Source organism: Sediminibacterium sp. KACHI17, from assembly GCF_040362915.1.
Lineage (GTDB): Bacteria > Bacteroidota > Bacteroidia > Chitinophagales > Chitinophagaceae > Sediminibacterium.
This window is the reverse complement of sequence record NZ_AP029612.1, coordinates 1,748,542-1,772,004: the sequence shown is the minus strand read 5'-3', so window position 1 is coordinate 1,772,004 and position 23,463 is coordinate 1,748,542. Positions and strand designations below refer to the sequence as shown.

At 41.0% G+C, this 23,463-nt stretch carries 22 protein-coding genes and 1 tRNA gene; 9 read left to right on the top strand and 14 right to left on the bottom strand.

The genetic code is table 11. From position 1 onward, the window contains the following. Positions 1–38 precede the first annotated feature (38 nt). Positions 39–1,079, top strand: coding sequence for a UDP-glucose 4-epimerase GalE (gene galE, locus ABXG83_RS07780; protein WP_353548288.1), 1,041 nt, complete (start codon positions 39–41; stop codon positions 1,077–1,079). A gap of 3 nt (positions 1,080–1,082) precedes the next feature. Here galE and ABXG83_RS07775 read toward each other — a convergent pair whose 3' ends face one another. The 3 genes from ABXG83_RS07775 to prfA all read right to left on the bottom strand — a co-directional run bounded on the left by ABXG83_RS07775 (position 1,083) and on the right by prfA (position 3,656). After that, positions 1,083–1,799, bottom strand: a complete 717-nt coding sequence (locus ABXG83_RS07775) for a hypothetical protein (RefSeq protein WP_353548287.1) — start codon at positions 1,797–1,799, stop codon at positions 1,083–1,085. Between the two features lie 15 nt (positions 1,800–1,814). Further along, positions 1,815–2,522 (bottom strand): hypothetical protein, encoded by a 708-nt coding sequence (locus tag ABXG83_RS07770; protein ID WP_353548286.1) that lies wholly within the window; start codon positions 2,520–2,522, stop codon positions 1,815–1,817. Between the two features lie 72 nt (positions 2,523–2,594). After that, positions 2,595–3,656: a peptide chain release factor 1 gene (gene prfA / locus ABXG83_RS07765; protein WP_353548285.1), complete on the bottom strand. Its 1,062-nt coding sequence runs from the start codon at positions 3,654–3,656 to the stop codon at positions 2,595–2,597. Positions 3,657–3,823: 167 nt separating this feature from the next. On the opposite strand from prfA, the gene ABXG83_RS07760 reads away from it, so the two are divergent. Genes ABXG83_RS07760 through ABXG83_RS07750 form a run of 3 tightly spaced genes read left to right on the top strand, consistent with a single transcriptional unit; the run spans position 3,824 to position 7,034 of the window. Further along, on the top strand, positions 3,824–5,389 hold the full coding sequence (locus ABXG83_RS07760) for a D-aminoacylase (RefSeq protein WP_353548284.1): 1,566 nt from the start codon (positions 3,824–3,826) through the stop codon (positions 5,387–5,389). Between the two features lie 25 nt (positions 5,390–5,414). Next, on the top strand, positions 5,415–6,593 hold the full coding sequence (locus ABXG83_RS07755; RefSeq protein ID WP_353548283.1) for a dipeptidase: 1,179 nt from the start codon (positions 5,415–5,417) through the stop codon (positions 6,591–6,593). 27 nt (positions 6,594–6,620) lie between these two features. Beyond that, entirely contained in the window at positions 6,621–7,034 is a 414-nt protein-coding gene (locus ABXG83_RS07750) for a hypothetical protein (RefSeq protein ID WP_353548282.1), read from the top strand. On the opposite strand, the gene ABXG83_RS07745 is transcribed toward ABXG83_RS07750, so the two are convergent. The 3 genes from ABXG83_RS07745 to ABXG83_RS07735 all read right to left on the bottom strand — a co-directional run bounded on the left by ABXG83_RS07745 (position 7,028) and on the right by ABXG83_RS07735 (position 10,515). Then, entirely contained in the window at positions 7,028–7,459 is a 432-nt protein-coding gene (locus ABXG83_RS07745; RefSeq protein WP_353548281.1) for a DUF1801 domain-containing protein, read from the bottom strand. The two genes, ABXG83_RS07750 and ABXG83_RS07745, sit on opposite strands and share 7 nt — an antisense overlap. Before the next feature lie 29 nt (positions 7,460–7,488). Further along, complete coding sequence (locus ABXG83_RS07740; RefSeq protein ID WP_353548280.1) at positions 7,489–8,706, bottom strand: porin; 1,218 nt, start codon at positions 8,704–8,706, stop codon at positions 7,489–7,491. A gap of 267 nt (positions 8,707–8,973) precedes the next feature. After that, positions 8,974–10,515, bottom strand: a complete 1,542-nt coding sequence (locus ABXG83_RS07735) for a serine hydrolase domain-containing protein (RefSeq protein ID WP_353548279.1) — start codon at positions 10,513–10,515, stop codon at positions 8,974–8,976. 161 nt (positions 10,516–10,676) lie between these two features. On the opposite strand from ABXG83_RS07735, the gene ABXG83_RS07730 reads away from it, so the two are divergent. Beyond that, positions 10,677–11,444 (top strand): hypothetical protein, encoded by a 768-nt coding sequence (locus tag ABXG83_RS07730; RefSeq protein WP_353548278.1) that lies wholly within the window; start codon positions 10,677–10,679, stop codon positions 11,442–11,444. Positions 11,445–11,727: 283 nt separating this feature from the next. On the opposite strand, the gene ABXG83_RS07725 is transcribed toward ABXG83_RS07730, so the two are convergent. Continuing rightward, positions 11,728–13,752 (bottom strand): dehydrogenase E1 component subunit alpha/beta, encoded by a 2,025-nt coding sequence (locus tag ABXG83_RS07725; protein ID WP_353548277.1) that lies wholly within the window; start codon positions 13,750–13,752, stop codon positions 11,728–11,730. Between the two features lie 108 nt (positions 13,753–13,860). After that, positions 13,861–14,628, bottom strand: a complete 768-nt coding sequence (locus ABXG83_RS07720) for a Bax inhibitor-1/YccA family protein (protein WP_353548276.1) — start codon at positions 14,626–14,628, stop codon at positions 13,861–13,863. 271 nt (positions 14,629–14,899) lie between these two features. Here ABXG83_RS07720 and ABXG83_RS07715 point away from each other — a divergent pair, with 271 nt between their 5' ends. Together ABXG83_RS07715 and ABXG83_RS07710 are read left to right on the top strand one after the other, a co-directional pair. Next, the gene (locus tag ABXG83_RS07715; protein WP_353548275.1) at positions 14,900–16,747 is read left to right on the top strand and encodes a 2-oxoacid:acceptor oxidoreductase subunit alpha; all 1,848 of its coding nucleotides are present in this window, start codon (positions 14,900–14,902) and stop codon (positions 16,745–16,747) included. A 42-nt stretch (positions 16,748–16,789) separates the two neighbouring features. Further along, a complete protein-coding gene (locus ABXG83_RS07710; RefSeq protein WP_353548274.1) occupies positions 16,790–17,110 on the top strand; it encodes an MmcQ/YjbR family DNA-binding protein in 321 nt (106 codons plus the stop codon). Positions 17,111–17,209: 99 nt separating this feature from the next. Here ABXG83_RS07710 and ABXG83_RS07705 read toward each other — a convergent pair whose 3' ends face one another. The 5 genes from ABXG83_RS07705 to tig all read right to left on the bottom strand — a co-directional run bounded on the left by ABXG83_RS07705 (position 17,210) and on the right by tig (position 22,023). Further along, the gene (locus ABXG83_RS07705) at positions 17,210–17,377 is read right to left on the bottom strand and encodes a hypothetical protein (RefSeq protein WP_353548273.1); all 168 of its coding nucleotides are present in this window, start codon (positions 17,375–17,377) and stop codon (positions 17,210–17,212) included. Between the two features lie 207 nt (positions 17,378–17,584). Next, the gene (gene clpX, locus ABXG83_RS07700) at positions 17,585–18,826 is read right to left on the bottom strand and encodes an ATP-dependent Clp protease ATP-binding subunit ClpX (RefSeq protein ID WP_353548272.1); all 1,242 of its coding nucleotides are present in this window, start codon (positions 18,824–18,826) and stop codon (positions 17,585–17,587) included. A gap of 119 nt (positions 18,827–18,945) precedes the next feature. Continuing rightward, positions 18,946–19,578, bottom strand: coding sequence for an ATP-dependent Clp protease proteolytic subunit (locus ABXG83_RS07695; protein WP_353548271.1), 633 nt, complete (start codon positions 19,576–19,578; stop codon positions 18,946–18,948). 116 nt (positions 19,579–19,694) lie between these two features. Beyond that, positions 19,695–20,384: an ATP-dependent Clp protease proteolytic subunit gene (locus tag ABXG83_RS07690; protein ID WP_353548270.1), complete on the bottom strand. Its 690-nt coding sequence runs from the start codon at positions 20,382–20,384 to the stop codon at positions 19,695–19,697. A gap of 277 nt (positions 20,385–20,661) precedes the next feature. Next, a complete protein-coding gene (tig, locus tag ABXG83_RS07685; RefSeq protein WP_353548269.1) occupies positions 20,662–22,023 on the bottom strand; it encodes a trigger factor in 1,362 nt (453 codons plus the stop codon). 137 nt (positions 22,024–22,160) lie between these two features. Between tig and ABXG83_RS07680 the strand changes: the two genes are divergently transcribed. After that, positions 22,161–22,895 (top strand): sulfite exporter TauE/SafE family protein, encoded by a 735-nt coding sequence (locus ABXG83_RS07680; RefSeq protein WP_353548268.1) that lies wholly within the window; start codon positions 22,161–22,163, stop codon positions 22,893–22,895. A 130-nt stretch (positions 22,896–23,025) separates the two neighbouring features. Then, positions 23,026–23,319 carry a hypothetical protein gene (locus ABXG83_RS07675; RefSeq protein WP_353548267.1) on the top strand — a complete coding sequence of 98 codons (294 nt, stop codon included), beginning with the start codon at positions 23,026–23,028 and terminating at the stop codon, positions 23,317–23,319. 51 nt (positions 23,320–23,370) lie between these two features. Here ABXG83_RS07675 and ABXG83_RS07670 read toward each other — a convergent pair. Beyond that, positions 23,371–23,452: transfer RNA gene (locus tag ABXG83_RS07670), tRNA-Leu, on the bottom strand. Positions 23,453–23,463 lie beyond the last annotated feature (11 nt).

Sequence of the window (23,463 nt, the reverse complement as noted above, 5' to 3'; positions counted from 1 at the left end):
CAGTAACGCATTGTATTTTGCCGTATCAATAAATAGGCATGACTAAAGTATTGGTTACGGGAGGATGCGGTTATATCGGTTCACATACGATTGTGGACCTGATCGAGAATGGTTATGAAGTGATCTCTATTGATGATCAGTCGCGCTCCACTCCTTATCCCCTTACCGGCATACAACTCATTACCGGCAAACGTATCAAGAACTATAAGGTTGATCTTAAAAATTTTGATGAAACACTGGCTGTTTTCCAGGAGAACCCGGATATCAGTGCTGTTATTCATTTCGCCGCTTATAAAGCTGTAGGTGAATCAGTTGAACAACCCTTATCATACTATGAAAATAATATGGGTTCACTGGTGAGTATTTTGAAGTGTGTAAAGGAATTTAATATTCAACATGTTGTATTCTCTTCTTCTTGTACTGTTTATGGTAATCCTGATCGTTTTCCTGTAACGGAAGCAACTGCTTTGCAACCTGCAGTTTCACCTTATGGGGCTACCAAACAAATGGGGGAACAGATACTTCGTGATTTTTCACTGGCTTCGAATACCAGAGTGATCTTATTACGCTATTTTAATCCGGTTGGAGCTCATCCTTCATGCTTGATCGGTGAATTGCCGTTGGGCAAACCACAAAATCTGTTTCCTGTAATTACACAAACAGCCATCGGAAAATTACCTAAGATGATGGTATACGGCAGCGATTACAAAACACGTGATGGCAGCTGTATCCGCGATTATATTCATGTATCAGATATTGCGCATGCACATACACTCGCTGTAGATTACCTGCGTGCCGACAAGATGCAAAATAAGTGTGAAGTATTTAATCTGGGCACCGGTAATGGTATTACTGTACTTGAAGCCATTCATATGTTTGAAAAAGTCAGTGGTCTGCAACTCAATTATGAGATCGGTCCGAGACGATCGGGTGATATTGAGGCTATATATGCCAATAATGAGAAAGCGATACAGCAACTTGGCTGGACAATTCGCTACGACTTAGAGCAGATGATGCAAACTGCCTGGGCCTGGGAACAAAAGATCAAGAAAGAAGAAGATAGTATCAGTAAGAACTGACGATTAGTTTGCTTTTTTAAGCGTGTTGTAATGCGCGAATAATTTGATCAGGTCAGCTTCTTTTTTAGCTTTCAGTTTGTGTTTGTTTGCAAATTCAGCCATTAATACTGCATCTTTCTCAAATAACCTTATCAGCGCCTCTGTTTCAGAAGGTAAGGCCATCAAGCCCTTTGAAGGGATATAAGAATAATACACTTCTTTTTTATTGTAAGTTCTTATGATATTCACTCCGTTATACGGTTGCTTGTCTTGAAAACTCACTGAAGTGTATTTCAATAAAACAGCCGCACCTGAGTCTATCATTTCATAGAGTGTAAACTCATTTTGTTTATCAATAGCAGGAAAACCACTTCTGAAGACATAGGTTTGTCCATCTTTTGTCAAAGCAACTCGTTGAAAAGGCTTGATCACACTCATTTCTTGTCCATCTTCAGTTTTAAACAAGAGCTCACCGGTGAGATAGTTGATCTTCACAGGAATACGATGATAGCTTTTGCCGTTCATTAACTGAATGGTACTTTCCAGATATTCGTTGGAAAAAAAAGGAGAACCTTCTTCTTCAAATCCACGTGTTGGCTTGAATGGTTGCCCATTACCATCACTCATGAACTGAATTGTTTCTTTGGCATGACGAAGGGGATCAATTCTTTCAAAGCTTTGAGCAGAAAGTAGATGACCTGTCAGACAGAAAGCAGCTGCTAACAAAAGATGTTTTCTCATATGCATACTTTATGATCACTTGACTGCGGAACGATTGTACAGGCTAATGATCTTGATCAAATCTGTTTCTTTTCTCAATTTCAGTTTTTCTTTATAGATAGCATCATTCAGTGTTTTTTGTTGGTCTGATAATAATGCAATCAGTTCCGTTTCATTGCTCGGCACCTTTAACATGTCCTTGCCGGGCATCCATAAATAATAGCTGGGTAGTTGGCGATAACTTCTTGTCATATCATTACTGTTGTACGCTTTTGAGTCTTTAAAACGAATCTCTGTATACTTCAAAAGCAATACTTTTCCTGAATCAAGTACTTGGTATAATGAGCGATCATTTTGTTTATCGATGGCAGTAAATCCCGATCTGAAAATTGTGGGTTGTGATGACGCATTACATCCCAACTCAACACGTGCAACCGGAATAGAGAGAACAAATGCTTTACCATCTTCCACTTCAAAGATGATCTTCTGATCTTCAAGGTTCAATTTGAGTTTAATACCGTTATAGGTTTTTCCATTAGGCAATTGAAGAGAACCCATGCAAAAAGAGGTATCATAGAATGGTGAGCCTTCTGTATTGTATAGAACAGGGTTGGACCAAGGGATGCCATATCCATCATTGTATAAGACATTAGATCCGCGGGAAAAAGAATAGGAGCCGAGCTGTGCCTGACTACTGTTGCTTAAACCGATCAATAAGCAGATGACTAAAAGGGTCCTTAGCATAACAGATTTTTTCTATATAAATATAGACAACCTCTGTTATAGAATCGTTGCAAAGGGGATAAAAGAGAAAACTTATTGCACCAGCATCTTTTCAGCGTTCTCCGCTACTTGTAATGCCTCAATGAATTCATCGATCTCTCCATTGATCACTGCATCTAAGTTATAGGATGTCAGTCCAATACGATGGTCGGTTACACGCCCTTGTGGCCAGTTATAGGTTCGGATCTTGGCGCTACGATCACCGGTGCTTACCAATGTTTTTCTATGACGGGCAATTTCTTCTTCTTGTTTACGTACTTGCTCTTCATATAACTTGGTACGCAACATCGCCATTGCTTTTTCACGGTTACCTAACTGTGAACGTTCTGTCTGGCAAACCACTACTACACCGGTAGGAATATGGGTCAAGAATACTTTGGTCTCTACTTTGTTTACGTTTTGTCCACCTGCACCACCACTTCGTGCAGTTTCCATCTTCACATCACTCTCTTTCAATTCAAAATCTACTTCTTCAGCTTCAGGCATTACGGCAACAGTGGCTGCAGAAGTATGTACACGGCCTTGTGTTTCTGTATCCGGTACACGTTGTACGCGGTGAACCCCGCTTTCAAATTTCAAAGTGCCATATACGTCTTCACCGGTTACTTCAACCACTACTTCTTTATATCCACCAACTGTTCCTTCACTTTCACTCACAACAGAGGCTTTCCATCCTTTCTTTGCGCAGTAACGTAAATACATGCCTAGAAGATCACCTGCAAATAAACTCGCTTCATCACCACCGGTACCCGCACGTATTTCCAGTATCGCATTTTTATCATCCTGAGGATCCTTTGGTATGAGTAGTTTGGTCAGTTCTTTTTCGAGGGCTTCTTTCTTCTCTTCCAGCTCGGGCAATTCCATCTTAGCCAGTTCACGCATATCCGGATCACTGCTATTCTGATTGTCTTTGGCAAAAGTATAATCAGCCATCACCTTTTGATATTCTTCATAAGGTTTCACGATCTTCTCCAGTGAGCGATACTCCTTACTGTAAGCACCAAACTGTTTTTGATCATTGATGATCTCAGGATTGGTAAGTGCTATACCTACTTGTTCAAATCTCGCTTTTATGGCGTCGAGCTTATCCAGCATATCCGTTTTTTTATGGAGTGCAAAATTACAGGTTTCAGACTGAGATTCAGCCGTTCATGTCACCTATCTTTAAATTCACCGGGTTGTATGATTCATGGCTTACGGCTTTCAATCTGCCTATAAACCAGTCTGTTAAGATTGCTTATCTTTCAGCATAATCTTTTTACATGCGTTTATCGGTCATTCTTCTTCTTTTGCTGACTTATTCCTCTCGTGCCCAACAGGCTGATCTATTGATCAAAAATGGCCGCATCTTGGATGGTACAGGCAATTCATGGTACTATGGTGATATAGCCATCAGTAATGGAAAAATATTGCGTATCGGACATCTAAAAGAATGGACTGCCAATCGTGTGATCGATGCACAAAAAAAAATCGTAGCACCCGGTTTTATCGATGTTCATACGCATATTGAAGACGATGAAAAGAAACATCCCGAAGCTGCAAACTTTATTTATGATGGTGTTACCACTGTGATCACCGGTAATTGCGGATTGTCAGAAGCAAATATCGATGCTTATCTGACTATGATCGATAGTCTACGTACTTCTGTAAATGTAGCGGCATTGATCGGGCACAATGATGTGCGCAAAGCTGTAATGGGCACTGTGAAAAGAGATCCTACTGAGCAGGAGATGTTACAAATGGAACAACTCGTGGAGAAAGCCATGAAGGGTGGTGCAGTTGGGATTTCTACCGGACTCATCTACATTCCCGGTACATATTCAAAAACAGAAGAAGTGGTTCGATTGGCAAAAATCGCAGCCAGGTATCAGGGCGTTTATGCGAGTCATATGCGTGATGAAGGAGATAGTGTATTGCAGGCGATTCAAGAAGCATTGTATATCGGAAAAGAAGCCGGTTTGCCGGTTCAGTTATCTCATTTCAAATTGAGTGGACAACAAAACTGGGGCAGAAGTAAGGAAACCATTCCGATGGTCATGAAAGCAAGAGAAGAAGGGTTGGATGTAACGATCGATCAATATCCTTATACAGCATCCAGTACTTCACTCAGTACATTATTGCCTGATTGGGTTTTGGCAGATGGTAAAGATTCGATCAATGCCAGACTGAAAAAAACAAAGATCCGCGAAGAAGTCAAACAATACATGTTGCAAAAACTTGCGAAAAGAAAACTGCAACATTTCAGTTATCCTGTCGTGGCTTATTTTGAGGCAGATACCACATTGAATGGAAAGAGTATTGAGCAAGTGAATATATTAAAGGGTAATCCACATACCGCTGCATCAGAAGCAGAAGTTATCATTCAAATGATGGAACAAGGGGGTGCAGGTATGGTGTTTCATGGAATGAGCGAAGAGGATGTGAAAAGCATCATGCAATACCCGTTCAACATGATAGCATCTGATGCCAGTATTCGTATTTATCAGCAAGGCAATCCACATCCGCGCGGATATGGAACCAATGCCAGGGTTTTGGGAAAATATGTTCGGGAAGAAAAAGTGATCGGCTTGGAAGAAGCCGTTCGCAGAATGACTTCTTTGCCTGCAACAAAATTCAAACTAAAAGATCGTGGATTATTATTGGAAGGAATGGCTGCGGATATTGTGGTCTTCGATGAACAGACAATCATCGATCGCTCTACTTTTGATAAACCCCATCAATATTCATCAGGCTTTAGTTATGTACTCGTGAATGGACAAATAACTGTAGATCAGGGCGAGCACACCGGAACACGTGCGGGTAAGGCGTTACGTAAAGCGATGGAATAAAATATCTTTACTTTAAGTTCATGCTATGAAAAAAATATACTTCCTTTCTATGTTCTTTGTGCCATTATTCTCGATGTCACAATCCTACCAAAAACTACACCAGCGATCCATCGTTATTGATACCCATAATGATTTTCCTACACAAGCAGCGGATAAAGGAGTGCTATTCGATCAAAACCTGAAAGGCAAAACACATTCTGATCTGTTGCGTATGAAAGAAGGCGGAATGGATATACAGGTTTTCTCTATTTTTTGTGATGGTGGTTTTGGTAAAGGGGCAGCATACAAACGAGCAAATCAGGAAATCGATTCGGTTTATGCATGGGTAACCAGAAACCCATCAGCAATGATGTTGGTGAAAAATCCTGCTGACCTACAGCGTGCGGTAAAAGATAAAAAGCTGGGTGCAATGATGGGCGTAGAAGGCGGACATATGATCGAAGATGATCTGCAGAAGTTAGATCAGCTTTTTGAAAGAGGTGTACGCTATATGACATTGACCTGGAATAATTCAACCTCTTGGGCTACTTCTGCGGCTGATGAAGTGAAAGATACCATTCCCATGGAAAAAAGAGGACTTACAGCATTGGGTAAACAGATCGTTCAGCGAATGAATCAGTTAGGGATGATTGTAGATGTGTCGCATGTAGGAGAACGCACGTTTTGGGATGCGATAGCTACAACTACAAAACCTGTGATCGCTTCGCATAGTTGTGTGCATGCAATTTGTCCGGTTTCACGTAACCTAAAAGATGATCAACTGAAGGCCATTGCTAAGAATAAAGGTGTGGTTCATTTGAATTTTTATTCCGGTTTTTTAGATAGTGGTTTCAATGCGCGAAACAATGCCTTTTTACAAGCGCATAAGGCAGAGCGCGATTCATTGCGAAAGATCAATCCTGAACCCTATTATGCTTCGCAGGTTTTGTTTGAAAAATATCCTGATGAAGTAAAAAGTTTGCGTCCACCATTATCGTTATTGTTAGATCATCTGGATTATATCGTACAACTGATCGGTGTAGATCATGTTGGATTGGGTTCTGATTTTGATGGTATCAGCTCTTCGCCACAACAGTTGGATGATGTAACAGGACTACCCTTGATCACGAAAGCATTAATGGAAAGAGGATATAAGAAACGTGAGATCCAAAAAATATTGGGAGGTAATTTTATCAGGGTCTTTAAAGCAAATATGAAATCTTAAACCATTAGCTTTACAAAAATCAAACACATGAGAGTTATAAGTCTGTTGGCATTCGCCCTTTTTGCAACTGCCTGTAACAGTAATGAAGGAGAGGGAAATGTAGAAATGAATACTGTAGCACCTCCACCGCAAACTGTGGCGATACCTGTTACCACTGATTCAGCTAATAAAGCACCTTCAGCAACTCAAGCACCTGTAGCCCTCAATCCTGCACATGGTTTGCCCGGACATCGTTGTGATATTGCTGTGGGAGCTCCTTTGAACAGTGCTCCAAATGCGAGTTCAGCACCTTCAGTACAAATGAATCCAGCCCCACAAACAGCTCCAATGATGCAGTCAGCGCCAAATGCCGGAGGTAAAATATTGATCAATCCACCACATGGTCAGCCTGGACATGATTGTTCTGTAGAAGTAGGAAAGCCATTACCGGTTCGTCAGTAACGAACAAGTGTAGTTGATTTTTTCTTTATCTCTTCAAAAGAGGAGCGGGCGATCTGTTCTAAAACTGTAATATCAATATCTGCTAGTTTATTGATGTACAAGCAACCCATGCCTGTTTTATGTTTGCCCAATTGTTTCAGTAATGATTCATATTGCTCAAAACCGGCCATGGTATAGATGCTGATGTTTGATTTGCGTGGAGAGAATCCTGCCAGAAACCATTCGCCTTTTTGTCCACCCTTTTGCTGATATTCATACTTGCCAAATCCAACAATGGCGCCGCCCCAGAGCTGAGGAGCTAGACCTGTGATCTTTTCAAAGAGTGCCAATAACTGAAAAGCGTCTTTCTTTTTATTTTCAGGTGTGATAGTATTCAGGAAATCGGTGATGTTTTCCTGTCCGGGTTTGGTTTTGATCTCGGCCATTGTAAGGGTTATTGATGAATTACCCTAAGTTAGAAATTAATTTGCGCTTGTAATCGAAGTAAATTCCCGCGTTGTAAATTATTCTGCAAAGTAAAATCTTCATACCTGCGGGAAGAGATTGTATACATCGCTACTAATTCAAACTGTTTTACAGGCTGCCATTCTACACCAATTTCCAGTTCTCTCACACGGTGACTGCGTGCATCTAACTCATGTTTCTTACCCCCGTTGTAGTATTGTGCACGGATAAAAGGGATATAGACCTGCTCTTTATTCTTCAGCATATAAGACAATGTGATATAGCCGCCATGTAAAGACCTTGTCTCAATAGAATCAGTAGCCGGATTGAATTCAGGTCCTTTACCGATCGTATATTCAGTAAGGATACCAAAGGGTTTCGGATACAATACAAATGTAGCTGCAGCACGCTGATCAAGGTAATTACGATCGGCTCTGAATTTAGTACCGGCAGAGATTTGATCTCTTGTTACTACATATTGGCCTGTATAAGCCTGAATGCCGGGTTCGATGATCTGGTCTCCAATTTTCATAGGATAGGAAAAACGGGTAACCACATGTAGTTTATCATTTTGTTCCGGTCTGTTGGCAGTTTGTCCATTGTACACACCAAACGCAAAAACACCGTAATCACCAGATCCTTTTAAACCATCTCTTACCAGTGAAGAGAACAGTTCTCTTTGTTCCGTAGGAGCCCAGTAAAAAAATGCACCAATATCACGCTCATTTGCTACAGCACTGTTCAATGCATCGTTTCGATCTAGTGGTAAACGGTTTTGACTTGATTGCATATTCTCAAAACCATAGGGGATCTTACTCTGTCCGATTCTGAAACGAAATTCATTTTTCTTATCTACACCCAAATCAAAATAAGCATCTCTTAACTGACCATAATGTAGGTTGGTAGAAGAAGCCGAACTCGCAAAGTCAGGTTGGATATAGAAGTAAACTTGTTTGCTGATTTGTCCAAAAAGTATCACGCGCATCCGGCGAAGAAAAAAACCGCCGCCTTTTCCCCAGCTACGGTCACCCTGTTCATTACCCAGATTGGGATTGGTTTCCAGTAAACGATTATAACGGGCTTGTACATAACCCCGGATCGAGAAATTCTCAAACCATTTCTTTTCAGTAGTTGGTTTGGAGGTCGACTTCACTGCTTCACTCAGTGATTGCGTAAAGCCAGTCTGGATCCATAGCAAGCAAATGATCGCCCCGTAAACTGGTTTCATATAAGAAGGTTTAACGCCGGCAAAACTACTCGTTAACTATTTAGTAACTATTTCATAATGATTTGGTAACTATTTGGTAACATTGATATAGTATCTGAGAATAGCCTATGGGTGATGGCTTATGGCTGGGTACATGGTCGATAGTTTATAGTCTATGAGGATGGGGTAAATAGGCCATAGCTGATAGTGAACCCTGTCTCCCCCAATCACCCAACACCCGGTACCTAGTGCCCAGTACCCAGCACCTAATAACAATCTCCCATACCCTTATCTTCCCCTTTGCACTCTTCTAATCCTAAAGTCCTGTATTTGGGCGGGATTGGTGGGCGTTAGGGTAAAGAAAATCTGGATGTCTCCATTTTCGCATTGCAGGGTCACCTGTCCACGTAGTTGATTCAGGGGAACGATATCATCTACATGGATGATATTACCGACAGCATTAAAGATCTGTCGGCACTCTTTGATCAAATCTTCAATCGGTTTATCGAGAAAGAAGTTTTCTGCAAAGAGGGGAGCGTTTTTTGCATTCTTCCAATCTGGTAAAAGCATGAGCAAGTCCTTTTGTGCTTTAAGAAGTAGATCGGAAGGTGGTAATACGCGTGGTTCTAGTTGAGCAGCTCTGATCAATGTATCTAATACTTGAATATTCGGATCTGCAGTAGGGGCATAAGTGACATTTGCAAAAAAAGCGACACCTATACCATACTCTGGTAACATAAGCCAATTACTGCCAAAGCCGGGTAAGCCGCCGCTATGTCCGACAGCCGTTCTGCCTTCGCAATCATTGGTCCATCGCAAACCATATGCATAGGCTGATGCAGTTGCACAGGCTCTTCCACTGGGGTAACGGTATTGCGCATTCAGTCCACTATAACGCCAGGGCTGGTGCATTTCTCTAACGGTACTCCGTTTTACCGGACCTTGTTCATCTAAATTAGAGGGGGGCCATGCATTTAAATGAAAAGCAATGTATTTGCTGAATGATTCCATGGAAGTGATCATGCCACCCATGGAACCATAGATGCCATCATGCAACAAGGGTTCATCGATCCATTGGTTATTGATCCAACGATGACCTTTTGCCAGTTGGGCAGGATCTACTTTACTATATTCCCATTCAGCCTGTGTCATACCCAATGGTTGCCAGATATTTTCTTTGATATAAGTGCTATAAGGTTTGCCGGATACTTTGTGAATGATATATCCCAACATGGTAAAACCAAGATTGCTGTATTCATAACGCAATCCGGGAACATTGGAAAAGTGTAATCCTTTTTTGATCACTTCCAATAACTCTTCTTCCGTATCGGCAAGTTGACGGTCACCCCATGGGTCATCTTGCGGAAAACCGGCTGAGTGGGTCATCAGATCTCTGATAGTAATAATAGGAGCATCTTTTGTAAGCTGCTGACCTTTCAATTCAGGGATATATTGTTCTACTGCATCATCTAATCTGAGTTTGCCTTCATCTCTTAATTTCAGAATGGCCATAGCGGTGAAACTCTTTGACATTGACGCAATACGAAACATGGTTTGCGCATTCACCGGATTTTTTGAACTCGCATCTGCCTGTCCACCATATCCTGAAAATACTAAAGCACCATCCATGACTACGCCAAAACTGTATCCCGGAAAGTGATTTTTTTCCGCATGTTCACGATAGATTTTTTCAATGATCGGGAAATAGGGTTTTATTTTTTCTAAACGATTATTGTCTTTAAAGGCTGGAGGTTGATAAGCTTGACGAGATTGAGCGAATCCGAGAAGTGGGATAAAGAAATAAGTCAGTATGAAATGTATCTTTTTCATATTAGATGGGTTCTTGTATTGGAAATATACTCTCTTTTCAAGAAAAAGTTACTAAGTCTATTTAAATCGGTTTCTATACAGTTGAATAGCTTTTTCGTAGACTTTCACAAATGGTTACTTGGAAGTCATAATAGCTTAGATAGTCATTAATAATTTTATCTATGAAATATTTTTCAAGGTTATTTCTTCTTGTTCTACTCTGTACCAACGGCCTTGCGCAAAAAGCAGATACCATTATTGTTGGACCAAAAGATATTGATACAAAAAAAATCAGGCTAGGGAAACACTATTGGATTAATTATAGTAGCAATGGAAAGGATAGTATTAAACGTAATCTAATTTCTTGGGAAATGGTTATTGAACCCGTATTGTACCAGCAGCAATCGGCTTTCAGTATTCGACAGTTTGTTACCGGACGTGATACTGTCATGATGTTTACACATACTATCTGCGATGGTCGAACTTTTGCTACACGTCAACATAAGTCGAGTTCTAACTTTTCCTCATCATTGGATATGGATTTTGATCAAAAAACCTATAGTATCAATGGTAAGTCAATTACATCTGAAGATACCGCCAGAAGTAATCAAATTCGATGGAGAAGATTTGATTCCTCTGCATCCAAATATGCTTTGAACTGGAATATTGATTTGGCAATTTTACCCATGCTTTCTTATAAAGCAAATAGAACTTTTTTGATCAATTTTTTTGAACCTGGTGCTGCTCCTTTCTTACAGGCATATACCGTTATTGGAACCGGTTTCTTGATCAGTTATGACCAGAAAGAGACTGAATGTTGGGTCTTACAAAGAAAGAGTTCGTTTTCGTTGCAAACGTTTTATGTCAGTAAAAAAACTGGAGATGTGCTTAAGATGGAAGAGGAGTTTCGCGGAACAAAAAGATACAAAGTGAAAGTAGGGTTTATATAATAAAATTACATTACTGCTCTTATAAAAAATCAGCTGAGGAATGAATGGCGGTATAAGAATAGATCGCTTAGCGATCTACCTACTATTAGGATGTTCGTATCATATGATAGGTATGGAATGGTGATAGTAGGAGCCATATGATCATACCTGATGGGTAATAGATGTATGACGCACCGGCAACGGACTTGTAGCAGACTAATAACGGGGTTATAACGCTTGTATAAAGAAACTATTTACCCAGTAAAGCGAACATTTCCTTATTCATTATTGTGCTTTGCTATATTCAATATTTCTCAAGTTTACGTACAAACTCATTTATTCTATTCTTTGCCATAAAATTCTTCTCAAGTTCCATATTGAAAGGCACTGGTGTATCTAATGATGCACAACGCATGACAGGAGCATCCAATAATTCAAAGCAATGCTCGCTGATCCATGCACTCACTTCACCACCAATACCTCCGGTGAGGGTATCTTCATGTAGTATCAATACTTTTCCGGTTTTCGCCACAGCTGCACGAATGCCTTCAAGATCTAATGGTAATAAGGTTCTTAGGTCTAGTATGTGTAGTGAAACATCCGGATGTTGTTCTTGGTATTCCAATGCCCAATGCACACCCGATCCATAAGTGATCACAGTAATATCGGTTCCTTCTTTTGTTACAGCGGCCTTCCCGATCGGAGTTTCATAATAGATCTCTGGCACCGCTCCACTCACACTTCTGTACAATGCTTTGTGTTCAAAAAACAATACCGGATTGGGATCATTGATCGCTGCGATCAATAATCCTTTTGCATCTTGGGGATTGGATGGGTACACTACTTTTAATCCGGGTACATGTGTAAACCAGGCTTCATTACTTTGTGAGTGAAAAGGTCCAGCGCCTACACCACCACCTGTGGGCATACGAATCACTACATCCGCATTTTGCCCCCAGCGATAATGTATCTTGGCAAGATTGTTTACGATCTGATTGAATCCCACACTCACAAAATCAGCAAACTGCATTTCCATCATACTCTTGAATCCTTCCAAACTCAATCCCAATGCTGTTCCCACAATAGCACTCTCGCATAATGGAGTGTTTCGTACACGAGCTTTGCCAAACTGCTGAACAAAACCTTCAGTTATTTTAAATGCTCCTCCATACTCGGCAATATCTTGTCCCATCAAAATCAGGTTCTCATGTTTTTCCATACTCATGCGTAATCCTTCCTGTATGGCATCAACGAAACGTTTTTCGGGTTTGACGAGTTGTGAGTAGTCGATAGTAAGTACAGGTCCTTCAATGTTTAAGTCCATGGTCGATGGTCCATGGGCCATAGACTTTTTTGCATAGACATCTTTCAATTCTTCTTCACTGTTCGGAACAATGGCTTCTGCTTCGAAGGCGGATTTGAGTTCAGATTCTATGTATTCTTTGAATTCATGTCTGATATCAGCTACTTGCATTTCATTCAGTACGCCTTCTGATATGAGGTATTGCTCATAATTTTTAACGGGATCTTTCTTACCCCATTCTTCAAATAGCTCTTGAGGTACATATTTGGTACCGCTGGCTTCTTCATGACCACGCATACGGAAGGTCATGCATTCTATCAGATAAGGCTTTTGATTTTGTATACAATAGTCTCGAACACCTCTGATGGTATCATACACTTCTAAAATATTATTGCCATCAATACGCACACCTTCCATGCCATAACCTGCAGCTTTATCAACCAGACTTTCACAACGGTACTGTTCATTCACCGGGGTACTCAACCCATATCCATTGTTCTCGATCACAAATATGACCGGCAGTTCCCACACAGCGGCTACATTGAGCGCTTCATGAAAATCTCCTTCACTTGTTCCTCCATCTCCTGAATAAGCAAGGGATACTTTATTGTCTTGTCTGAGTTTGTAAGCCAATGCAACACCATCTGCCAATGCCAACTGAGGTCCTAGGTGAGAGATCATGCCGCAGATATAGTGTGGCTTACTACCAAAATGAAAACTACGTTCACGACCATTGCTATAACCATCTTTATTGCCTTGCCATTGTTTGAATAATTTCTCCAGCCCCATTTGTCTGCTGGTGAAAACGCCTAGATTCCGATGCAATGGCATGATCCATTCATCTTTTTGTAAAGCAAGTGTACTTCCCACTGCGATCGCCTCCTGTCCAATGCCACTGAACCATTTACTGATCTTACCTTGTCGGAGTAATACCAGCATTTTTTCTTCGATCATGCGTGGAAGGAGAATATTACGGTAGATATAGATCAGTTCAGCGTCTGACAATGATTTGCGATGAAATTCCATGGTTTACACTTTACGATGCGACTAAGATACTTGTAATCAAGAAAAGGAGACGTATAAAAAAGCCATCCCGCTCAACGGGATGGCTTGAAAAATATAAATATAGAAGGACTAATCTCTACTGCCAAGTTTACTCAACAGACGCAGGATTTCGATGTACAGCCACACAATAGTGACCATCAAACCGAATGCGCCATACCATTCCATATGTTTTGGGGCACCCATTTCGGAGCCCTGTTCAATCATATCAAAATCCATGATCAGGTTCAGTGCCGCAATTGATACTACAAATAAGCTGATACCAATACTTAACCAACTGCTATCATACATGAAGCTTACATTCACACCAAATAAACGGAGTACCATCGTGATAAGATAAAAGATACCAATACCCAGTGTTGCACCGATAACCACTGATTTGAATTTCTGGGTAGCATTGATGATACGGAAATTATACAACAAGAACATTGCAATGGCCACACCGAAAGTGAGTCCCACGGCCTGCATGATCAATCCAGGATATTTATCAGCAAAAGCAGCATTCATCACAGCGGAAATACCACCGATGAAAAAGCCTTCTAGAATACCATATGCAGGCGCCAGAAAACGTGCCCAGGTAGGTTTAAAAGAAATGATCAAAGCAGTGATCAGTCCACCGATAGCACCTACGATCATTAAGGTGTACATCAGTCCTTCATTGAGTTGTTCGAACAGGTTCCACGTATAAGCGGCGCCTGCGATGACCATCAGCATCATGAAACCAAATTTGTTGATGGTGCCACGAACACTCATGGTTCCCTGCATATCGGCTTCCGCCTGCAGACTTTTGTTGAACATTTTTTCCGTAAGGGTAGGGTTACCCGATTTAAATAGAGCCATAGTTCTTAATATTTATCTTATTCAAATGTACTGAAACTATCGGTTTTTCCTCACTTCGGAAAGCTAACAAGACTTCAAGGATCTAATTTTAAGTTATTCTTTGTATTCCATTATTCTGTGTTTAGTGCTTACTGTTCATTGCATATTGTCTAATCATTCCTTGGCTATTTGCGAATGACTATGAACTATATGCTTGCCCCTAAACCGATGACTAAAAAACGACACGCAAACATCCCTGTAAACTGTAACTTTGCTGGAATAATCTAGGCAGATGGAAAGAAAAGAAGCGCTTTTACAAGATGTGGTCATCAAATTTGCGGGTGATAGTGGGGATGGTATGCAGTTGACCGGACAGCAGTTTACCAATAATACAGCCTTATTAGGGATTGATCTGGCAACCTTCCCTGATTTCCCTGCGGAGATACGTGCTCCGATCGGTACCCTGCCTGGTGTGAGTGGTTTCCAGTTGCGTTTTTCTAGTGATCGTGTATTTACGCCGGGTGATCTTTGTGATGTATTGGTGGCAATGAATGCTGCTGCTTTGAAAGTGAACTTGAAAAGTATCAAACCGGGTGGTAAGATCATTGCCAATATTGATGGTTTTGATGCCAAGAATCTTCGTCTGGCCAATTATCCTGATGGCGTAAATCCTTTGGAAGATGGTAGTCTGGATGGCTTTGAACTGACCAAAGTAGATGTTACCAAGCTTACCCGTGAAGCGTTGAAAGAATTCACAGAGTTAGGTACGAAAGAGAGAGATCGTGCTAAAAACATGTTTGTTCTCGGACTGCTGTATTGGATGTATAATCGCAGTCTCGATAATACCATCGATTTTCTCAAAGAGAAATTTGGAAAGAAGGATGTGATCCTGCAGAGTAATATCAAAGTATTACAAGCAGGCTATAATTATGGTGATACCACTGAAGCATTCACTACTCGTTATAAAGTGGAGAAGGCAAAGATGAAACCCGGTGTGTATCGTAGTATCATGGGTAATCAGGCATTGGCAATGGGATTGATCGCCGCGAGTGAGAAAAGTGGGTTATCTATTTTCCTTGGAACTTATCCAATCACACCTGCTTCAGATATTTTACATGAGCTGAGTAAATACAAGTCTTTTGGTGTTCGCACATTTCAGGCAGAAGATGAGATTGCAGGAATCACTGCAGCCATCGGTGCCAGCTATGGTGGATCATTAGGTGTAACAACAACATCCGGACCAGGCATGGCTTTGAAAACAGAAGCAATGGGTTTGGCCGTGATGCTTGAGATCCCTTTATTGATCGTGAATATTCAAAGAGGCGGACCATCAACTGGTTTACCAACGAAAACAGAACAGAGTGATCTGTTGCAAGCCTATTATGGCAGAAACGGGGAATGTCCCATGCCTGTGATCGCATCTTCCACACCGAGTGATTGTTTTGATGTTGCTTTTGAAGCAGTGCGTATTGCTGTACAACATATGACACCGGTGATCTTATTAAGTGATGGATATATCGCGAATGGCGCTGAACCATGGCGCTTCCCTACCAGTGCGGATCTGAAACCCATTGAAGTACAATTCAAGAAAGGATTGGCAGACGGAGAAGAAAAATTCATGCCGTATAAACGTGATGAAAAACTGGTTCGTCCGTGGGCTGTTCCCGGCACACCCGGATTAGAGCATCGTATCGGCGGATTAGAGAAGCAGGATGTTACAGGTAATGTAAACTACGAACCGGAGAATCACCAGCATATGGTGAAAACACGTCAGGCCAAAGTAGATAAGATCGCAGACTATATTCCTTTACAAACGTTAGATAGTGGTCCTGAAAAAGGAAAAATATTGGTGCTGGGTTGGGGTTCTACCTATGGTGCCATCAAAAGTGCTGTACAGGAATTACAAGCTGAGGGACATGCTATCAGTCATGCACATATTCGCTACTTACGTCCATTCCCTAAAAATCTGGGTGAGATGATCGGTAATTTTGAAAAAGTACTGATACCTGAGATCAATAACGGACAACTCATCAAGATCATCCGCGATCAATACTTGGTTGATGCCCAAGGATATAATAAGATCATGGGTGTACCTATTACAAAAGGTGAATTGGTGGATGCGCTGAAGAAGATGTTATAGTACATAGTTCATAGATCATGGTCTATGAACCAAAAAATATCTATGAACATTGAATCGCTACGAGACTTTGTCCTTTCTTTTGCTGATGTGGAAGAGACCACCCCTTTTGGTCCTGACACCTTGGTATATAAGGTGAATGGGAAAATATTTTTCTTGATGGGATTGGATAATGATCCACTTCAATTCAATGTAAAATGTGATCCGGATGAAGCGGTGGAATTAAGAGAAAGGTATCCTCAATCCGTACTTCCCGGTTATCATATGAATAAGAAACATTGGAATACCATAGTCATAGACGGAGTCTTATCATCAAAACAACTCAAAGGTTTTATAGAAGCTTCTTATCGATTGGTGAGGAAGTGAATGGTGAATAGTCAATTGTGAATAGTGAGTAGTCAGTTTTTTATTGACCATTGACCACTCACAAAGTCATCCCACTCACTATTGACCATTCCCTACTCACTATTCTGCTCCGTCTTCTTTAGCTCCTGCCGCGAAGATTTGATCAACAGCTCCACCTAACATTGGGAATTTCTCTTTTACAAAATTCGCGATCGTGGTCACTGCTTTCTGTGCCTGTTCAGGATTTAAACCTGCTTCTTTGGTTAATCTTTCAATAAGTTCGTTCATCTCTTTTGGTTTTTGATTGCTGATGGCTTATTGCATATAGATCATAGCTGATAGAAACACTTTCCTACTATATGCTATGAACCATTCGCTATAAGCTACCTGCAAGGTAATATGACGCAACAAAAAAGCGATGAGAAGTTATTCCCATCGCCTGATCATATCTTGAAACTTACTTGTTCTTTGTCTTCTTGAACTTTGGCTCTTTTCTTACGCTACTTTCAAGGCGCTCAACTTACTCTTACCAAACATTTGCTCTGCATATGCTTTGGTGACATGCAGTTGCTTTACATCACTGCCGGGTAGTTCAAACATGGCATCGGTGAGGATACCTTCGCAGATACTGCGTAAGCCACGCGCTCCCAATTTGTATTCGAGTGCTTTACTAACCATAAAATCGAGTACTTCTGTATCAATGATCAACTCAATACCTTCCAGTTCAAATAAACGGGTGTATTGTTTGATCAGCGAGTTTTTAGGTTCAGTAAGAATGCTTCTCAATGTTTCCTGATCCAGCGGATTGAGATGTGTTACTACCGGTAAACGTCCCAATAATTCAGGAATCAATCCGAATGTTTTCAAATCTTGAGCGTTTACAAATTGTAACAGGTTCTTACGTTGCATTTCCTGTTCTTCTTTATTCACGCTGAATCCGATAGCATTGGTGTTCACTCTTCGAGCGATCACTTTATCGATACCATCAAAAGCACCTCCGCATATAAAAAGAATATTCTTCGTATCTACTTTGATCATTTTTTGCTCCGGATGTTTTCTTCCGCCTTGTGGTGGTACCAATACTTCAGTGCCTTCGAGCATTTTGAGTAATCCTTGTTGAACACCTTCGCCGCTCACATCACGGGTAATAGAGGGGTTATCGCCTTTGCGGGCGATCTTATCCAACTCATCTACATATACAATACCTCGTTCTGCAGCAGCCACATCATAGTTGCAATTTTGAAGCAGACGGGTCAGCATACTCTCTACATCTTCACCCACATAACCCGCTTCGGTAAATACGGTTGCATCAACAATGGCGAAAGGAACGTTCAATAAACGCGCAATGGTTTTTGCCAATAAGGTTTTACCTGTACCCGTCTCACCAACCATGATGATATTGCTCTTCTCGATTTCAACATCATCCTGTTGCTGTTTTTGTGTAACACGTTTGAAGTGATTGTATACCGCTACCGATAATACTTTTTTAGCATCATCTTGTCCGATCACATATTCATCGAGAAACTTCTTGATCTCAGAGGGCTTGCGCACATTCAGTTTAAAGCCTGAGTTTCCGGAATTACTTTCAGATTTACTATTCAGTTCCTGTACAATGATCTCCTGTGCATGCTCTACACAATTCTCACAGATATGCCCTTCCTGTCCTGCTATGAGGATCTTCACTTCATCGCGGTTTCTGCCGCAGAAAGAACAATGTAAATGATTTGATTTTGCCATACGATTGTTGTCTGTACCGATACTATTGAGTAGACACGATTTATCGGTACTATGTTGCAAAGTTAACCCCGTTCAGGCGACTAAACGGGGTTAAAAAGGATAAATAAGGTGTATTTCGATTAAATTTTGGACAAAACAGCGTCTACAATGCCATATTCAACGGCTTCAGTAGCATTCATCCAATAATCACGGTCAAAATCTTTCATGATCTGATCCACCGTTTTTCCGCAATTATCAGCTAAGATCTTTGCACCCAGTTCCTTGGTTTTACGGATCTGCTCAGCATGAATTTCAATATCTGCACTGGTAGCCTGGAAATAACCACCAATACTTGGTTGATGGATCATTACTTCTCCATGCGGATAAATGAATCTTTTTCCTTTGGCTCCTGCACTCAATAAAATAGAACCCATACTTGCTGCCAATCCCATGCAAATGGTACTCACCGGACTCTGGATCATTTTGATGGTATCATAAATCACCATGCCACTGGTTACAACTCCGCCTGGGCTATTGATATAAAATTTGATCTCTTCACCAGGCTTATCGGCATCGAGTAACAATAACTTGCTAACGACATCACGTGCAGATTTGTCTTCAACAGGTCCCCACAAGTAAACAGCTCTTTTTTCAAAGAACAGTTTCTCCATTTTCTTCATCATAAATCCGGCCTGCTCTTGTTTATCCTCTTTCGGTTCATTCTCTTCCTCATCTTCCATGAGGTAGGGGTTAATGTATTTTGAGTGTATCATGTTTCCTTGTTTATACTGATTAATTTGTTGTAAATGGCTTATGGCAGATGGTTCATGGCAAATAGTAGGAATTCAAGGTATTGACCATAAGCTATGAACTATTAGCTATATACTACCTATTTCTTCTCCTTCCTAGGATTGGTCAACAACACTTCATCTACCAGTCCATACTCCTTGGCTTCCTGGGCGGTCATCCAGAAATCACGATCGCTGTCTTTTGCGATGGTCTCTACATCTTTTCCGGTATGATGAGCAGTGATGGAATACAATTCCTGTTTCAGTTTTTTGATCTCACGAGCAGTGATCTCAATATCGGTGGCTTGTCCGCCGATTGCGCCACTTGGCTGGTGCATCATGATACGGCTATGTTTTAAAGCTGTGCGCTTTCCTTTTACGCCGGCACATAATAGAATCTGTCCCATACTGGCAGCCATACCTGTACAGATGGTCGCAACATCCGGACCGATGAACTGCATGGTATCATAAATACCAAGACCTGCATAAACACTGCCACCTGGGCTATTGATATACATTTGGATATCACGACTACGGTCGGTACTTTCCAAAAATAATAACTGTGCTGTAACAATATTGGCTACATAATCATTGATACCCTCACCCATGAAGATGATACGGTCCATCATCAAACGGCTGAATACATCCATACTGGCTACATTCAGGGGGCGTTCTTCAATGATATAGGGGGTCAGGTTGGTAATATGATGTTGCTGATAATTATGCAAAGTTGCACTGCTGATACCACGGTGTTTCACCGCATATTGCTCAAACTCTTTTCCAAAATTCATAATGATTCGATTTTCGCTTTGAAGATAAGTGATTTGCTATTTCACCGCATAAAACCTTGTTCAAATACTGTGCAAAGCTTTGTTTAAGACAACAAGTCACACAGAATTTAGGATGTCAGATGGCTGATGTCTGATTTGTCATGTCAGATTTCAGATCGCAGATGTCAGATATGGATGGAATGCGCATAAAAAAGCCGGATACATGTATCCGGCCTCAAATTTTATATGATCAATCAGACCTAATAAATCTGAGATCTACCATCTGCCATCAAAAATTCTAGTGGTGGTGATGGTGCAGTTTTTCCGCAAAGGCCTCTGCGCTGATGCTCTCTTCTTTAGCGGTTACCTGCGTTTCCAATAAACCGAAGAGTTTCTCAGTGCTGATGCGGTGATAACTTTCCTCTACATATTTTCTGTCTTGCATCATGCGGTTCGCGTAATCATCAACCCACTGCTGGTTGTCACCCAATGCACCTAATTGTCCACCCATGTAGCTGAACAATTGTTGCTTGGCAAACTCACGGATATCATCAGGGTTTACTTCAATTTTATTATCGGCGATCAGTTTACTGCTCACCAATGTCCATTTCAATTGGCTGATGAAAGTTGGATATTCCTGTTCAGCTTCTTCTGATGTTTTTGGTTTCTCACCACCGGTCTGTAACCAACGCTTCAGGAAGCTTTCCGGAAACTCCATGTGCGTATGGTCTACCAGGTGATGGTAGATTTGATCTTGTACTTGATTGCGTGCCTGCTGTGCATAATAATTCTCAATTTCTTTCTTCACTTCAGCACGAAAATCTTCAGCAGTGGTAACAGCTGTGTTAGGATAAACAGCTGCAAAGAATTCAGCATTCATTTCTGCTCTTTCAACCAGTCCAACTTTAGTAATCAGCAACTTGAAATAACGGTTACCGTCAGCAGCAGTAAGACCCAAGTCAGCCAGAATGGCTTCTTTCTCTTTGTCTTCAAATGCTTTATCTAACTGTAATACAACGGTATCGTTGTTTTTCTTACCGATAAAATTTTTGCGGAATGATTCCTCAAAATATTTTACCAATAATGAGTTGTCTTTTGCGATTCCACCTTCTGTTTCGTTACCGTTCTCATCGCACTCGATGAATTTTACATTCAGCACATTGTCATCACCAGTAACTGTTTCAGGCTCGGTCATTTTTCCGTGACGGATCTGTAAACGTTCAACTTCTTGATCGATCATTTCATTGGTAACATCAATCACGTAACGAGTTACTTTGATCTTCTTGGCATCGATCTCAAAGCTGGGCTTTAAACCAATTTCAAAAGCAAAGCTCACGTCAGCCGGATTATTCATATCCAATGCACGAGCATCATTATCAAGTGGTAATGGCTGAGCGAAAATATCCAGCTGCTCATTGTTCAGGTAGGTATTCAATTCCTTTTCAACGGTACGCAATACTTCATCAGTGAAAACACTCTGTCCATACATCTTCTTAACCAATCCGGCAGGTACCATTCCCTTTCTGAATCCAGGAATATTCGCCGTTTTAGCATATTTCTTTAGACTCTGCTCAAAACCTGAGAAGTAATCTTCTTTATTGAGTGTAACGGTCAATTTGTCGGTCAGTAATCCAATGTTCTCTCTGGTAACGGTAGCCATGATATATATTTTATTGATATTTTATTGGTTGAGTCTCAAATCTTATCTTCAATCCTTGAGAATCTTTTTTCCAAATGGGCAGCAAAGGTAGGAGTTTAAGGCATAAAAACAGCTGCCCATAACTAAATAAAGCCTCTATGGGCAATGCTTTTCTCTTTTTTTTACTGGCTTTTCTCAGTGAGATTGTCGGAACCGTCGGTGGATTTGGTTCTTCGGTATTCTTTGTGCCACTAGCCGGGTTTTTCTTCGACTTTAAAACGGTATTGGGGCTTACCGGACTACTGCATGTATTTAGCAATATTGCCAAATTGTTCCTTTTCAGACAGGATATTCAATGGGGTTTGATCTGGAAAATAGGGGTGCCCAGTGTATTGCTTGTTATTGGGGGTGCATGGTTGAGTAATCAGGTTACTTTTCAATATGCAGAGCTTTTATTGGGGATGTTTTGTGTGGTCTTTGCCATTCTATTCTGGTGGAAGCCCGATATCAAAATGAAGGCAAATACGGGTAATGCGATCTTTGGGGGCGGACTGGCAGGTTTCTTGGCTGGATTTATCGGTACGGGAGGTGCTATTAGGGCCATTACATTAACCTCTTTTGCATTGGAGAAAAACGTATTCATCGCAACCTCTGCTGCTATTGATTTTGGCGTGGATTTAAGCAGGTCGGTAGTGTATGTGAATCAGGGGTATGTGCAGGGACAAAACTGGTGGTATTTACCCGGATTGATTTTGATTGCTTTTGTGGGTTCATATGTAGGTAAACTGGTGTTGAATAAAGTACCACAGGAAATATTCAGAAAGATCGTTTTACTCTTTGTTTTCGGCACAGGTATGGTAATGATCCTAAAAGTAGGCTTACGGATGTGGTGATTTGTAAACATTTGATTGTCAGTGAATAAAAGATTTTTTCACCTTCTTTTTTAATTTTTGGTGCATTCAATGTTGACAAATAGCGATTCTGATAAGCAACAAAAAAAGTGGGGCTTTGTATCTTACAAGTATGGAAAACACCTATTACACCTTACAGACTTTGTACAGGATTGTAAGAGAAGAACCCCATCCCGAGCAATACCTCTGTACACCGCGGGAGATGATCCTGCATTCTACATTTAGCTGGGAAACCATCCACAAACATTTGCTGGCATTGGCACAGCAGGGTTTGGTAATGCTACAGCAGTTGGATACACCACATTGTTATATTACCACACAAGGTATTGAAACTGTTAAGTCCTCCTTTGTCAACGAAGGTGCTGGTGAAACGCTGGGTTTCTTAGTGAAGCGAGAAGCGGTATAACCGTTCAATGATATCAAATAAAAAGGCCCTTTCAAAGGGCCTTTTTATTTGTGCGGATGATAGGAGTCGAACCTACACGCCTCGCGGCGCCAGATCCTAAGTCTGGTGCGTCTGCCAATTTCGCCACATCCGCTTTTCTGATAC

Excerpts from the sequence above, each read along its gene's own strand:
- ABXG83_RS07715 (WP_353548275.1), top strand. The coding sequence starts at position 14,900 with ATGGAAAGAAAAGAAGCGCTTTTACAAGATGTGGTCATCAAATTTGCG.
- ABXG83_RS07755 (WP_353548283.1), top strand. The coding sequence starts at position 5,415 with ATGAAAAAAATATACTTCCTTTCTATGTTCTTTGTGCCATTATTCTCG.
- ABXG83_RS07735 (WP_353548279.1), bottom strand. The coding sequence starts at position 10,515 with ATGAAAAAGATACATTTCATACTGACTTATTTCTTTATCCCACTTCTC.
- ABXG83_RS07710 (WP_353548274.1), top strand. The coding sequence starts at position 16,790 with ATGAACATTGAATCGCTACGAGACTTTGTCCTTTCTTTTGCTGATGTG.
- ABXG83_RS07770 (WP_353548286.1), bottom strand. The coding sequence starts at position 2,522 with ATGCTAAGGACCCTTTTAGTCATCTGCTTATTGATCGGTTTAAGCAAC.
- ABXG83_RS07720 (WP_353548276.1), bottom strand. The coding sequence starts at position 14,628 with ATGGCTCTATTTAAATCGGGTAACCCTACCCTTACGGAAAAAATGTTC.
- galE (WP_353548288.1), top strand. The coding sequence starts at position 39 with ATGACTAAAGTATTGGTTACGGGAGGATGCGGTTATATCGGTTCACAT.
- ABXG83_RS07675 (WP_353548267.1), top strand. The coding sequence starts at position 23,026 with ATGGAAAACACCTATTACACCTTACAGACTTTGTACAGGATTGTAAGA.
- tig (WP_353548269.1), bottom strand. The coding sequence starts at position 22,023 with ATGGCTACCGTTACCAGAGAGAACATTGGATTACTGACCGACAAATTG.
- ABXG83_RS07760 (WP_353548284.1), top strand. The coding sequence starts at position 3,824 with ATGCGTTTATCGGTCATTCTTCTTCTTTTGCTGACTTATTCCTCTCGT.
- ABXG83_RS07680 (WP_353548268.1), top strand. The coding sequence starts at position 22,161 with ATGGGCAATGCTTTTCTCTTTTTTTTACTGGCTTTTCTCAGTGAGATT.
- clpX (WP_353548272.1), bottom strand. The coding sequence starts at position 18,826 with ATGGCAAAATCAAATCATTTACATTGTTCTTTCTGCGGCAGAAACCGC.
- ABXG83_RS07695 (WP_353548271.1), bottom strand. The coding sequence starts at position 19,578 with ATGATACACTCAAAATACATTAACCCCTACCTCATGGAAGATGAGGAA.
- ABXG83_RS07750 (WP_353548282.1), top strand. The coding sequence starts at position 6,621 with ATGAGAGTTATAAGTCTGTTGGCATTCGCCCTTTTTGCAACTGCCTGT.
- ABXG83_RS07775 (WP_353548287.1), bottom strand. The coding sequence starts at position 1,799 with ATGAGAAAACATCTTTTGTTAGCAGCTGCTTTCTGTCTGACAGGTCAT.
- ABXG83_RS07705 (WP_353548273.1), bottom strand. The coding sequence starts at position 17,377 with ATGAACGAACTTATTGAAAGATTAACCAAAGAAGCAGGTTTAAATCCT.
- prfA (WP_353548285.1), bottom strand. The coding sequence starts at position 3,656 with ATGCTGGATAAGCTCGACGCCATAAAAGCGAGATTTGAACAAGTAGGT.
- ABXG83_RS07730 (WP_353548278.1), top strand. The coding sequence starts at position 10,677 with ATGAAATATTTTTCAAGGTTATTTCTTCTTGTTCTACTCTGTACCAAC.
- ABXG83_RS07745 (WP_353548281.1), bottom strand. The coding sequence starts at position 7,459 with ATGGCCGAGATCAAAACCAAACCCGGACAGGAAAACATCACCGATTTC.
- ABXG83_RS07725 (WP_353548277.1), bottom strand. The coding sequence starts at position 13,752 with ATGGAATTTCATCGCAAATCATTGTCAGACGCTGAACTGATCTATATC.
- ABXG83_RS07690 (WP_353548270.1), bottom strand. The coding sequence starts at position 20,384 with ATGAATTTTGGAAAAGAGTTTGAGCAATATGCGGTGAAACACCGTGGT.
- ABXG83_RS07740 (WP_353548280.1), bottom strand. The coding sequence starts at position 8,706 with ATGAAACCAGTTTACGGGGCGATCATTTGCTTGCTATGGATCCAGACT.